The 12,648-nt window shown below is 63.2% G+C and carries 13 protein-coding genes; 5 read left to right on the top strand and 8 right to left on the bottom strand.

Features of this window, described 5'->3' with window-relative positions:
• Positions 1 to 29: 29 nt before the first annotated feature.
• Entirely contained in the window at positions 30 to 956 is a 927-nt protein-coding gene (locus FURADRAFT_RS07635) for an isoaspartyl peptidase/L-asparaginase family protein (protein WP_008953554.1), read from the top strand.
• 203 nt (positions 957 to 1,159) lie between these two features.
• Here the strand turns inward: FURADRAFT_RS07635 and arfB are convergent, their stop codons facing one another.
• The 4 genes from arfB to FURADRAFT_RS07615 all read right to left on the bottom strand — a co-directional run bounded on the left by arfB (position 1,160) and on the right by FURADRAFT_RS07615 (position 3,351).
• Positions 1,160 to 1,567, bottom strand: a complete 408-nt coding sequence (arfB, locus tag FURADRAFT_RS07630; protein WP_008953553.1) for an alternative ribosome rescue aminoacyl-tRNA hydrolase ArfB — start codon at positions 1,565 to 1,567, stop codon at positions 1,160 to 1,162.
• 81 nt (positions 1,568 to 1,648) lie between these two features.
• Positions 1,649 to 2,218 carry a DUF4337 domain-containing protein gene (locus FURADRAFT_RS07625; protein ID WP_008953552.1) on the bottom strand — a complete coding sequence of 190 codons (570 nt, stop codon included), beginning with the start codon at positions 2,216 to 2,218 and terminating at the stop codon, positions 1,649 to 1,651.
• Positions 2,219 to 2,437: 219 nt separating this feature from the next.
• On the bottom strand, positions 2,438 to 2,755 hold the full coding sequence (locus tag FURADRAFT_RS07620) for a DMT family transporter (RefSeq protein WP_008953551.1): 318 nt from the start codon (positions 2,753 to 2,755) through the stop codon (positions 2,438 to 2,440).
• 44 nt (positions 2,756 to 2,799) lie between these two features.
• Entirely contained in the window at positions 2,800 to 3,351 is a 552-nt protein-coding gene (locus FURADRAFT_RS07615; RefSeq protein WP_008953550.1) for a TetR/AcrR family transcriptional regulator, read from the bottom strand.
• A gap of 257 nt (positions 3,352 to 3,608) precedes the next feature.
• Here FURADRAFT_RS07615 and corA point away from each other — a divergent pair, with 257 nt between their 5' ends.
• Positions 3,609 to 4,580, top strand: a complete 972-nt coding sequence (gene corA, locus FURADRAFT_RS07610) for a magnesium/cobalt transporter CorA (RefSeq protein WP_008953549.1) — start codon at positions 3,609 to 3,611, stop codon at positions 4,578 to 4,580.
• Positions 4,581 to 4,659: 79 nt separating this feature from the next.
• Here the strand turns inward: corA and FURADRAFT_RS07605 are convergent, their stop codons facing one another.
• Positions 4,660 to 5,343, bottom strand: coding sequence for a hypothetical protein (locus FURADRAFT_RS07605; RefSeq protein ID WP_008953548.1), 684 nt, complete (start codon positions 5,341 to 5,343; stop codon positions 4,660 to 4,662).
• Between the two features lie 243 nt (positions 5,344 to 5,586).
• Here FURADRAFT_RS07605 and FURADRAFT_RS07600 point away from each other — a divergent pair, with 243 nt between their 5' ends.
• Together FURADRAFT_RS07600 and FURADRAFT_RS07595 are read left to right on the top strand one after the other, a co-directional pair.
• Entirely contained in the window at positions 5,587 to 5,802 is a 216-nt protein-coding gene (locus tag FURADRAFT_RS07600) for an alkylphosphonate utilization protein (protein ID WP_008953547.1), read from the top strand.
• A 215-nt stretch (positions 5,803 to 6,017) separates the two neighbouring features.
• On the top strand, positions 6,018 to 6,752 hold the full coding sequence (locus tag FURADRAFT_RS07595) for a peptidylprolyl isomerase (RefSeq protein ID WP_008953546.1): 735 nt from the start codon (positions 6,018 to 6,020) through the stop codon (positions 6,750 to 6,752).
• Between the two features lie 100 nt (positions 6,753 to 6,852).
• Here FURADRAFT_RS07595 and FURADRAFT_RS07590 read toward each other — a convergent pair whose 3' ends face one another.
• The 3 genes from FURADRAFT_RS07590 to FURADRAFT_RS07580 all read right to left on the bottom strand — a co-directional run bounded on the left by FURADRAFT_RS07590 (position 6,853) and on the right by FURADRAFT_RS07580 (position 11,163).
• Positions 6,853 to 7,131 carry a hypothetical protein gene (locus FURADRAFT_RS07590; protein WP_008953545.1) on the bottom strand — a complete coding sequence of 93 codons (279 nt, stop codon included), beginning with the start codon at positions 7,129 to 7,131 and terminating at the stop codon, positions 6,853 to 6,855.
• A gap of 349 nt (positions 7,132 to 7,480) precedes the next feature.
• Positions 7,481 to 8,152 (bottom strand): EcsC family protein, encoded by a 672-nt coding sequence (locus FURADRAFT_RS07585; protein ID WP_008953544.1) that lies wholly within the window; start codon positions 8,150 to 8,152, stop codon positions 7,481 to 7,483.
• Positions 8,153 to 8,346: 194 nt separating this feature from the next.
• Positions 8,347 to 11,163 (bottom strand): valine--tRNA ligase, encoded by a 2,817-nt coding sequence (locus FURADRAFT_RS07580; RefSeq protein WP_008953543.1) that lies wholly within the window; start codon positions 11,161 to 11,163, stop codon positions 8,347 to 8,349.
• 194 nt (positions 11,164 to 11,357) lie between these two features.
• Here FURADRAFT_RS07580 and FURADRAFT_RS07575 point away from each other — a divergent pair, with 194 nt between their 5' ends.
• Positions 11,358 to 12,584: a diguanylate cyclase gene (locus FURADRAFT_RS07575; protein WP_008953542.1), complete on the top strand. Its 1,227-nt coding sequence runs from the start codon at positions 11,358 to 11,360 to the stop codon at positions 12,582 to 12,584.
• Positions 12,585 to 12,648: the final 64 nt, after the last annotated feature.

Raw genomic sequence — 12,648 nt, 5'->3', positions numbered from 1 at the left:
TTGCGGCCAAATCCGGGGGAGCCATCACGATGACCATCGCTTTTGCCGTGCACGGTGGCGCGGGGCCGGTCCAGCGCGCCGAACTCGATCCAGAGCGGGACACGGCGCTGCGCGCCGGGCTGGCGGCGGCGCTCGACGCCGGTCATCGCGTACTGCAACAGGGCGGCAGCGCACTCGATGCCGTGACCGTGGCCGTCGCGCTGCTCGAGGACGACCCGCTATTCAACGCCGGGCGCGGGGCCGACTTTACCCTGGACGGCCGGGTGGAACTGGAAGCGGCCATCATGGATGGCCACAGCCGGAGCGCCGGCGCCGTCACCGGCGTCAGTATCGCCCGGAACCCCGTCCGGCTCGCCCGCCGTGTGATGGAGGCGACCCCCTGCGTCATGCTGGGCTTTGCCGCCGCCGACGCCTTCGCCCGCACCCAGGGCCTGGAATGCGAACCCCCGCAGTATTTCTTCACCGAGGCCCGCTGGCAGGCGCTGCAGCGCGAGAAGGCCCGCCAGGCCGAGGGACAGGCGAGCCAGGGTCATGGCACCGTCGGCGCGGTCGCGCTCGATTCGCAGGGAAGGCTCGCCGCCGCCACCTCCACCGGCGGGCGCGCCGGCAAGTGGCCGGGGCGCATCGGTGACAGCCCGCTGATCGGTGCCGGCACCTGGGCCGACGGGCGCTGCGCGGTATCCGCCACCGGGCATGGCGAGCACTTCATCCGTGCCGCCGTCGCCCACGACATCGCCGCCCGCCTCGCCTACGCCGGGCAGACGCTGGCCGACGCCGCCGACAGCGTGATCCACGGCACCTTGCCGGCGCTGGGCGGCAGTGGCGGCGTGATCGCCGTCGACGCGGCAGGCCACGTGGCGATGCCGTTCAACAGTGCGGGTATGTATCGGGCGATGATCGATGGCACGGGTCGGCGCGCGCTGGCGCTGTATCGTGACGACGCGCCGCCCCCCTGATTCGTGACGGCCGCAGGCGGGGAAAAAGCGGGATGAATGGCGGCAGGCGGGCATGCCGCCTTAGAGCCTGTTTACGATCTCGCGAGCTAGAGCGAGACAAGGCAAAAGCGGCTGAGGAAGCGGCATTTACACGTGGTCAATGAGCATTCCGAAGACGTTTTTAACGCCGTATCGCCGACGCGCAGCAGATCGTAAACCGGTTCTCAGAGATCGACCTTGCCGCGCAGCGACTTGATGCCGCCGCGCCGGGCCTTGCCCTCCAGGCGGCGCTGCTTGGAACCGAAGGTCGGCTTGGTGGCGCGACGCGCCTTGGGGGTGTGGCTGACGCTGTCGACCAGCGCCTGCAAGCGCAGCAGGGCGTCGGCCCGGTTCTGTTCCTGGGTGCGGTATTGCTGGGCCTTGATCACCACCACGCCCTCCTTGCTGACCCGCTGGTCACCCAGTTGCAACAACCGCTCCTTGATGTAGGCCGGCAGCGACGAGGCGGTGACGTCGAAGCGCAGATGGATGGCCGACGACACCTTGTTGACGTTTTGCCCGCCCGCGCCCTGCGCGCGGATGGCGGAGAAGTCGACCTCCTCCTCTTGGACGGAAAAAACAGGGCGGGACATGGCGTGACGCTGGCGAGGGGATGAAGACCCGATTGTACCTGCGAATGGCGTCAGCGTGCGCCGCCCCACCCCATCGTCCGGCTAGGACAGCAAGGCCACCAGCCAGCCGGGGTGGATCGCCCAGCCGGCAAAGCCGGCCAGCCCGAACAGCACACCAAACGCGCCGAAACCCCAGGCCGACAGCAACAGCAGCCAGTTTTCCACCAGCGCCGCCACCGCGGCCGTGGCCAGCGCGACCGACAAGGCGGCATCGCTCATGTCGAACTGGTCGTCGTGGAAGTTCAGCCGGTCGTACTCCGCCTCGCTGGCCTTGGCCTGCTTCTGGATGGCGACCGAGCGCGCGGTGTACTTCTCCACATCCCGCGCCAGACGAGCCTCTTCGGCGGCCATCACCTTGGCGTTGCCCGGCAGGCTCTGCGCCAGCAGCCGGGTCTGGTTCAGATTGCTTTCCGCCAGGTGCAGCTTGACCTTGTTGGACTGGTACTCGGCCCAGAAATCCACGGCGTCGGCCTTGGCCAGCTGCATGGCCTGGACGATGTTGTCGTCCTTGATCTTCGACACCCCCATGAACACCGACAGCAGCACCACCGTGATCGCGACGGCATTATTCAGCTGCTTCTTCTTGGCCTCGACACTGATTTCCACTTCCATATTGCCCCCCTGTTGGATGACCCTGTCGCACGATGAGCGCAATCTACCACAGAGCCACCGCCGCTTGCCGGTGCTTGGGCCCCGGCCTGGCGCACGAACGGCACAGCGGACTCCACAGCCGAATGACCGCAACACAGCAAAAAAGTTGGCCGAAGACCGCGCGCTTGACGGTCTTCGGCCAACCTTATGATCCCGGCGGGGTGTGCTGTTGCGCGCTGCTCAGCCGCCGAACTTCAGCAGCACCACGCCGGACATGATCAGCATCACCCCCATATAGCGCAGCAGCGACGAGGCATCGCCGAAAAACACCACCCCGACCAGAAAGGTGCCGGCGGCGCCGATGCCGGTCCACACCGCATAGGCCGTGCCCATGGGGATCGTGCGCTGGGCCTGATACAGCAGGTAGCCGCTGAGCGCCATGCAGGTCACGGCAAAGGCGATGCCCTTGACCGTGTTGCCGCCGCTTTGCGCCATCTTCATCCCCAGCGGCCAACCCACCTCGAACAAACCTGCCATCGTCAGAAAGATCCAGGGCATATCCTTCTCCTCAAAAAATGCGTATTGATGATTGCCGTCGTCCGTCAGCCGGCCGCGGCGCCGTCGATCAGGGCGTGCAGGCTCTGCACCACGTGCTCGCGTTCGGCCTGGCTGAAACCGACCAGCCCGAACAGTTCCAGAAACACCATGCCCTCGATCGCCAGGAAGGCCGTCAGCGCCCGGTCGTCGGGCAGCGCGGCGCGGATGCGCGGCAGGTGCCGGGCGTAGAAATCCTGCATCGGCGCCAGCAGGGTCGGATTGTTCATGGCGGCGGCCAGCATCGCCGCGGCGGTGCGGTGGTCCTGCCCGGTCAGCCCCAGCACGGCGTCGATATACGCCTTGAGATGGGCGATACCGGGCTCAGCGTCGGCCGGCCAGCAGCGCTCGATCTCCTCGTCGTAGCGCCGCACCATGCGCTCCATCAGCGCCTGGATCAGCGCTTCCTTGGTTCGGTAGGTGTAGAGCACCCCGCCCTTGCTGATGCCCGCCTCCGCCGCCACGGCGTCGATGGTCAGCCTGACCACGCTGTCGCGCATGATGACGCGCTCGGTGGCATCGAGGATGCGATCCGGCTCGATAGTGGAGGTCCGACCCATGCTGCGCCCCTTAATTTATCCGTCTGGACGGTATTCTATTAATGCTTGAAAAGAAAGGCAATACCCTCAAATCCGCAGCCGACGGCGGCGCCACGTCTGCGCCGACAGCCACACCGCGACGCGGCCCCCGCCCGTGCGGAGCGCCCCCGGATGCCGTTGCGCCCCGGCCAGCTCGCCCGCCCTCACCGCCACACCTTGCGGTGCGGCCGTTTACCGGCTTGGATGAAGAGAGACAGGCACCACTCCCGGGAGAGCTCATGCTCATCAACTGCGTCGCCTACCAGAACGGCAAGAAGCTGGCCGACCTGCCCATCGAGCAGATCCACGATTACCTCGCCCAGCCCGACTGCTTCGTCTGGGTAGCGATCCGCGACCCCGACGACAACGAACTGCAGCGCATGACCGAGCAGTTCCGACTGCACGAACTGGCGGTGGAAGACGCCCGCCACGGCCACCAGCGCCCCAAGCTGGAGGAATACGACGGCATGCTGTTCTGCGCGCTGCAGCTGCTGGACTGCGACGAAGGTGGCGAGCTGCTGGTCGGCGAGATGGACCTGTTCGTCGGCCACAACTACGTGCTGTCGTTGCGCAACCGTTCGCAACAGGGCTTCCAGAACGTGCGCGCACGCTGCGAGCACGAGCCGCAACTGCTGCGCTTCGGCGCCGGCTTCGTGTTCTACGCCCTGATCGACTCCGTGGTCGACCGCTACTTCAGCGTGGTGCACCGCCTGGAAGACGAACTGGAAGAAATGGAGGAAAGACTGTTTGCGCGCGGCGACGCCGGCCAGCGCACCATCCACGACCTGTACCTGCTCAAGCGCAAGCTGGTCACCGTCAGCCACGCCGTGGTGCCGCTGAACGAGGCCGTGGCGCGGCTGCACGGTGGGCGCGTGCCGGAGGTGTGCCGTGAAGTACAGGACTACTACCGCGACGTCGACGACCACCTGGCCCGCATCGCGCGCACCCTCGACTCGCTGCGCGACATGCTGGCCACCGCGATCCAGGTCAACCTGGCGATGATCTCGCTCGACGAATCGGCCGTCAGCAAGAAACTGGCCAGCTACGCCGCCCTGTTCGCGGTACCGACCACCATCGCCGGCATCTACGGCATGAACTTCCAGAACATGCCCGAGCTGAAAACCAGCGTCGGCTACCCGCTGGCACTGCTGGCGATGCTGGTGCTCGACCTGTTGCTGTGGTGGCGCTTCAAACGCGTGGGCTGGCTTTAGGGCGTGTCATCCATGGCGTCCCCCTCGCGTTGCTGCCGCGAAAGCGGCCAGGCAAGGCACCCGGTCCCGCGCCCCGAGATCAGGCCAGCGCGGACGGCGCGTCCATCACCAGCAGGTCACGCTCGCCGTCGCCCAGCGCCTTGTCCTGGTAAAACACCAGACCCGGCAGGTCATCCGGCAGCGCCTCGGTCGCCGACCTCCCCTCCAGCAAGGCCAGCGCCGGGGCAATCACACAGTGCTGCAGGGCCTCGTCGCCCTCCATCTGCGCCAGGCGCAGGGAATAGGTCCACTCGTCGCCATACGGCGAGTCGGAATCGTCCCAGCACAACAGGCGCTGCGCCTCGTTCCGCCATGGCTGCCAGCCCTGCGCCGGAAAGCCGACGTAGGAATCGTATTCAAAGCTGAATTCGCAGGTCCAATGCGCCACGTGCAGCACCGGCTGGCAAGGCTGCTCGACGCCATCGACCAGGCGGTGCGGCACGCCGTCGCCAAACAGGCTGATCTGGTAGTTGAGCCAGGCCACGATCACTTCCTTGCGCTTCTTGCGCTTGATCAGCGGAAAACTCCCGGCCAGGGCGCTACGCCCCTCCCCTTCCCGTTGCTGCACGGCATTGATCACCGGCCCCACGTCGTGACACAGACCGCTGGCCGGTAACGCCTCGGCGATCAGGCGGTTCAGGGCATGCTGGATCGACTTCGCCTGTCGCCATTGTTCATTCGCTGCTTTTTCGCTGTGGTCAGCGCCTTCCTGCTCGGTGTTCATCGTGCCAACTCTTCTCATGTTCATCGCCAAGGCGGAAAAATGCCGGCCATGCGCTCCCACACTAACGGGACGGGCCGGCGGCACAGACCCTATACCATCAAACACCCACCCTTGCCCAGCGCAAGGGCCTGCGCCGTGCCTTAGCCAATCCGCCACATAATCAGAAGCAATTTATTGGCTTAATAACCAAACAAAAAGATATAATGAACGCTTTCCAGTCAGCAACGCCAAGGAAACGACAGCATGGAAGTCAGAGACAGCAACGGCACCCTTCTGAACGACGGTGATTCGGTACAAGTCATCAAGGACCTCAAGGTGAAGGGCTCCTCCACCGTGATCAAGCGCGGCACTCTGTTCAAGAACGTCCGCCTGCAGGAAGACGACGACGAGCACGTCGAATGCCGCAACGACAAGATCAAGGGCCTGATGCTGAAGACCTGCTTCCTGAAAAAAGTCTGATTTCCCCCGGCAGGCAGAACCAACGCCGCCTGCCGCGAGACGGACCCACGTTGGCCGAAAGCCCGGCAAACCGGGCTTCGGCCAACCTTCCACGCCCGCCAAACAAGCCGTGCCGCCCGGCACTTGAAACCCGCTGCCGATGCCCCCATTAATAATGGGATTATTCAGCGCGACGCATCACGCGGCGCATCCATCGACACGATCAGGACCTCCTCATGGCCATTACCGTAAACGGCGTTGAAATCACCGAAGCCATGGTGCAAGCCGAACTGGCAAACCACGCCGACGCCCCCAGCCCGCGCGATGCCGCTATTCAACAGCTGATCCTGCACGAGCTGCTGCTGCAAAAAGCCAAGGCCAGCGGTCTCGACACCAGCAACGAAGGCCAGGCCATTGGCGCCCTGCTCGACAAGGAACTGGCGTTTACGCCGGCCGACGAAGCCACCTGCCTGGCGTTCTACAACGACCACCCGGAACAATTCCGCCAGGGCGAAAGCGCCACGGCCAGCCACATCCTGTTCCCGCTGGGCCAGGGTGACGACGTCGCCAACATGCTCGCCAAGGCCAAGGCCGAAGGCGTGCTGGCCGAAGTACAGGCCAACCCGTCGCGCTTCGCCGACCTCGCCCGCGAACACTCCACCTGCCCGTCCGGCCAGCAAGGCGGCAACCTGGGCCAGTTCGGCCGCGGCCAGATGGTGCCGGAATTCGAACAGGCCGTGTTCAGCACCGAAGCCGGCCAGATCACCCCGAACCTGGTCGAAACCCAGTTCGGCTACCACGTCATCCAGGTCAACGACCGCCAGAGCGGCGGCCAGCTTGCCTTCGAGGACATCAAGGAACGCCTGGGCCAGTACCTGAACGAAATGGCCGGCCGCCAGATGATGCACGAGTACCTGAGCAAGCTGGTGGAAGAAGCCAAGATCGAAGGCTACTCGATGTCGGCGCAGTAATACCGACCGACAGGCAGCAATGAAAAACCGGGCTCTTGCCCGGTTTTTTTATCTGAGCCGCCAACGACGCCAGTGCCCGCTCCGCGTCAGAGCGCCGCCCTCAGATCAGCCAGTCCAGCAGCGCCAGTCCGACCCGATTGGCCGCGATCAGCCCCACCGCCAGCAGCATCGGCCCCTCCCCCGCACGGAGACGCACCGCCGCCACCGCAAGCCAGGCGTACACGATCGACGCCAGCAAACACACTCCGGCCTCGCCCCAGGCACCGGCGGCGAAGAAACCGGGCCAATGTCCCACCACTTCCACCGCCACCACGGCCACCACGTTGACCAAGGCCCACCACGCCAGTTGGCGGTACAACCGTCCCGAAGACAAACTCATCACCCACCCCGTCCGAAAAACCCGGCGTGATTATAAACATGCAAAGCCAACCGCCGGCATCTCAAAAGGGGAATCACGTTTGCCTCCACGAAAAGCCTTGCGCAAACGATCGACGTGCCGCACCAAGGCAGCCGAACGGCAATCCGGCAGGGCTACCGGCAGTGAAGAAATAGGAACCATACGGAACATAATGGTGGCGGCAGGGGGTCGTCTGATTCCCCCGCACGGTTGCCTGGCTGGTCGATTGCAGGATGGGTGGAGCGCAGCGCAACCCATCACGACATGGGCAACATTCATTGATGGGTTACGGTGCACGCGCCTTCATCCATCCTACCAGCCAATTCATCAATTAATGGGCACGCACCTGCCAGCGATCAAAATAATCTGATTTGTATTCAGAAATCATTTTTTCTGCCGCATTCTTGGCAAACATATAATTCAAGCCGCCGCCAAGGACACCTCCTAAGACGGGAACAAATTTAGCAGCTTGATTCTTGGTTAGCTTAATGCCAAGCAATTTGGCAACCTCCATAATCAGACGAATAGCGACATTCGCGGAAGGCCCTCTCTTGGCAAGATTTTCAGCTGCAGCCTTCGTCATTTGGGTACGAATGGCGGCCTGAGCTGCCGCATCGAAACCCAGCGCCTTGAGATATATTAGTTGGGCCTTCTCCTTGTGGATCGCATTTTCAATATCGAACCCATTCAAGATGGCAATCTTCTGATTGAGCCTATATAGCTGAGCCGCCATGTTGGCGATATCGACGCCACCCAGGGCTATCGTCGTCGCAACACCACCAAACCCACTGGTTGCTCCACTTGCCGCACAATAACTTGCCGTCAAGCTGGCGTATTTAGTGGCAAGCTTTTCTATAAAAACATAATTATGAGGCTGTTCAACAAGGTCCTTTGCCGAGAAAACCTCCAAGCCACAGTCCCGCGCATCATTCAAAACATCTTGCGGATTGACATCCAGGACTATTTCCTTAATTTTCGAAAAAACAGATACCTCGTCGCTCACGTCATTTTCCTTTTTTGAAAAAAGCTATCAAGACATGTATCTTCACATATTCACTGCTATTGACAGCGCGTTATTACTGCGACAATTTACGATAAACACAACGCAAACATCATATATCAGACACGCCCCTCCTGGCACTTCAGACGCAAAAAAGCCGCCATCACTGGCGGCTTTTGATTTGTCTATTGCTTGGATCAGGCAAGCTTAACCAACTGCCCCTTCAGCTTCTCCAGCTTGTCGCCGAACTCGGCCAACTGAGTCTTGTCGCGTTCCACCAGATGCGCCGGCGCCTTATCGACGTAGCCCGGTTTTTCCAGCTTCGCAGTCAGCTTGGCCAGTTCGGCCTCGACCTTGCCGATTTCCTTGGTCAGGCGCGCGGTTTCGGCGGCCTTGTCCACTTCCACCTTCAGCATCAGACGGGCGTCGCCGCTGATCGCCACCGGGGAATCGTCTTCCGGCAGCTTGGCCAGCAGCGTGCCGTCGGTGAGGCGGCACAGCAGCTTCAGGTAGGGCACGAAGTCGGCCAGGGTCTGGTCGGTGGTTTCGATGAACAGCGGCGCCTTCACGGCCGGGCCGATGTTCATTTCGCCACGCAAGTTGCGCACCGCGTTGACCATGTCCTTGAACGCCTCCATGCGGGCGTTGGCGTCGGCATTGATCTTCTCCGGCACCGCCACCGGCCAGGCAGCCATCATGATCGAGTCGGTCTTGTTGGCGTTGGCCAGCGGAGCCACGGTCTGCCACAGCTCTTCGGTGATGAACGGCATGATCGGGTGAGTCAGGCGCAGCGCCACTTCCAGCACGCGCACGATGGTGCGGCGGGTGGCGCGCTGCTGCGCTTCGTTACCGTTCTGCAGCTGCACCTTGGCCAGTTCGACGTACCAGTCGCAGTACTCGTTCCAGATGAACTCGTAGATGGTCTGGGCGGCAAGGTCGAAGCGGTAGGTTTCCAGCGCGTTGGTGACGTCAGCCTCGGCCTGTTGCAGGCGGCCGATGATCCACTGGTCGACGAAGCTGTATTCCAGCGGCAGGCTTTCGTCCTGGCCGCAGTCCTTGCCCTCGACGTTCATCATCACGAAGCGGGTGGCGTTCCACAGCTTGTTGCAGAAGTTGCGGTAGCCCTCGGCACGCTTGAAGTCGAAGTTGACCGAGCGGCCGAGCGTGGCGTAGCTCGCCATGGTGAAGCGCAGCGCGTCGCTGCCGAAGGGCGGAATGCCTTCCGGGAACAGCTTCTCGGTGGCCTTGGCGATGGCCGGGGCCTTCTCCGGGCGGCGCAGGCCGGTGGTGCGCTTCTCGATCAAGGGCTGCAGCGCGATGCCGTCGATCAGGTCCACCGGGTCGATCACGTTGCCCTCGGACTTGGACATCTTCTTGCCTTCGTGGTCGCGCACCATGCCATGGATGTACACGTCCTTGAACGGCACCTTGCCGCAGAAGTGGGTGGTCATCATGATCATCCGGGCGACCCAGAAGAAGATGATCTCGTAGCCGGTCACCAGCACTTGCGACGGCACGAAGGCGCGCAGTTCCGGCGTGTCCTCCGGCCAGCCCAGCGTGGAGAACGGCACCAGCGCCGACGAGAACCAGGTGTCGAGCACGTCGTCGTCGCGGCGCAGCGTCTTGCCCGGCGCCTTGGCCTGGGCTTCTTCCAGGCTTCGGCCAACGTAGACCTGGCCGTCTTCGTCGTACCAGGCCGGGATCTGGTGGCCCCACCACAGCTGGCGGCTGATGCACCAGTCCTGGATGTTGTTCATCCACTGGTTGTAGGTGTTGACCCAGTTTTCCGGTATGAAGCGCACTTGGCCGGATTCGACGGCGTCGATGGCCTTCTCGGTGATGCTCTTGCCGGTGGCGTCGCCCTCGCCCACCTTGGTCATGGCGACGAACCACTGGTCGGTCAGCATCGGCTCGATCACCGAGCCGGTACGGTCGCCGCGCGGCACCATCAGCTTGTGCGGCTTCACTTCCACCAACAGGCCCTGCGCCTCGAGGTCGGCGACCATCTTCTTGCGCGCCTCGGAGGTGTGCAGGCCGGCGTAGGCGGCCGGCAGCTCGATGGTGCCCTGGGCCGAACCGTCGAAGCCGAACACCTGCGCCTTGTCGAGGATGGTGGCCTGCAGGCTCATCACGTTGATGAGCTGGGTGTTGTGGCGCTTGCCGACCTGGTAGTCGTTGAAATCGTGCGCCGGGGTGATCTTGACGAAGCCGGTGCCAAAGGCGGCATCGACGTAATCGTCGGCGATCACCGGGATCTGGCGGCCGGTCAGCGGCAGCTCGAGCATCTTGCCCAAGAGGTGCTGGTAGCGCTCGTCGGTCGGGTTGATGGCCACGGCCACGTCGCCCAGCAGCGTTTCCGGACGGGTGGTGGCGACCACCACGGCCTCATCGCTGCCCACCACCGGGTAGCGGATGTGCCACATCGAGCCGTCTTCTTCTTCCGACAGCACTTCGAGGTCGGACACGGCGGTGCCGAGCTTCGGGTCCCAGTTCACCAGGCGCTTGCCGCGGTAGATCAGGCCCTGCTCGAACAGGCGCACGAACACTTCGGTGACCACGCCGGCGCGGGTCTCGTCCATGGTGAAGTACTCGCGGCTCCAGTCCACCGAGCAGCCGACGCGGCGCATCTGCTGGGTGATGGTGCCGCCGGAAACGTTCTTCCACTCCCACACCTTGTCGATGAACGCCGCGCGGCCCAGATCGTGGCGGCTCACGCCCTGCTCGGCCAGCTGGCGCTCGACCACGATCTGCGTGGCGATGCCGGCGTGGTCGGTGCCCGGAATCCAGGCGGTGTTGTCGCCCTTCATGCGGTAGTAGCGGGTCAGCCCGTCCATGATGGTCTGGTTGAAGGCATGGCCCATGTGCAGGGTGCCGGTGACGTTGGGCGGCGGCAGCTGGATGCAGAACGACGGCTTGTCGGAATCCATGTGCGGCTGAAAATAGCCGGCGTTTTCCCAGATGGTGTACCAGCGGCGTTCGATGTCGCCCGGTTCAAAGCTCTTGGCGAGTTCCATGGTCTGAATTCGTGTCCGTGAGGAAGGCAGAAAAATGGGATCGATTATAAACCGAATCGGTCCAACCTTCCGAGTCCACCGTGTTATTTGGACAGCATGATGCAAAAGGCGTAGCCTATTCGGCCTGAAAGCCAAAACAACAACATATTCAATAAATTGCTTTTCAAAAAAGGCAATTACTACCTGATTTGCTTATGAAAACCCCAAAACGCGTGCTGGTCATCGAGGACAGCACCATGCTGATCCGTCCGGTCTGCCGCATGGTGGAGGAGCTGGGCTTCGAGGCGGTGCCGGTGATGAGCCTGGCCGAGCTCGAGCAACAGCTCGCCAGCGAGGTGCACTTCAGCGCCGCCGTGGCGGACTACTGCCTGCCGGACGCTCCCAGCGGCGAAGCGCTGCCGCCGCTGTTCCGGGCCGGTATCCCCACCATCGTCCTGACCGCCCACAACGACCAGCAGACGCGTGACGACATCCTGAGCATGCCGGTGGTGGACTACATCCCCAAGGACAGCCCCTCGGCGCTCGACTACCTGATGCGCATGCTCAAGCGCATCGACCGCAACCCCCAGATCAAGGTGCTGGTGGTGGATGACTCGCACACCACCCGCTCGCTGTTGCGCGACTACCTGCGGCGGCACCTGTACCAGGTGCTGGAGGCGGTCGATGCCGAAGCGGCGCTGCAGATCCTGCGCGAGCACAGCGACGTCAGCCTGGTGCTGGCCGATTACGGCATGCCGGGCATGGACGGTGCACAGATGACCAGCGCCATCCGCCGGCTCTACACCCATACCCGGCTCGCCATCGTCGGCATCTCGGTGCAGCAGGACAAGACCATGACGCCGCGCTTTCTCAAGGCCGGCGCCGACGACTATCTGCAAAAGCCGTTCACCTTCGAAGAGTTCACCTGCCGCATCACGCGCAATATCGAATTCGTCGAAAACCTGATGACGCTGGAGCATCTGGCGCATGCCGACCCGCTCACCGGGCTGTCCAACCGCCGCCACCTGTTCGAACAAGTGCAGAAGATCCGCGGCGCCTACGGCATCGCCATCATCGACATCGACCATTTCAAGCAGATCAACGACGGCTTCGGCCACGACGTCGGCGACGTCGTCATCCAGCACCTGGCCGACCGGCTGCGCGAGCACTTCCCGCGCGCCATCGTGGCCCGCTTCGGCGGAGAAGAGTTCGTGGTGCTGATGAAGCGTGACGCCGCCCACCCGCTGGCGCAACGGCTGGAAGAACTGCGACAGGAAGTAGAAAGAGAGGAAGTGGACAGCCACAAGGGCACGGTGCGCTACACCATCAGCATCGGCATGGCTGCGGCCACCGCACCGGACATCCGCGAGCTGCTGCGCCTGGCCGACGAGCGCCTCTACAAGGCCAAGCAAAACGGCCGTAACCGCGTCTGCGCGAGCTGAACCATCCTCGGAACAAACCCGTCGCAGTCGGCGAGCGAGCCAAAGCGGCTTGAATGCCGCCGAA

This window comes from Pseudogulbenkiania ferrooxidans 2002 (genome assembly GCF_000174355.1).
Taxonomy (GTDB): domain Bacteria; phylum Pseudomonadota; class Gammaproteobacteria; order Burkholderiales; family Chromobacteriaceae; genus Pseudogulbenkiania; species Pseudogulbenkiania ferrooxidans.
This window is presented reverse-complemented; position numbering and strand designations above follow the sequence as displayed.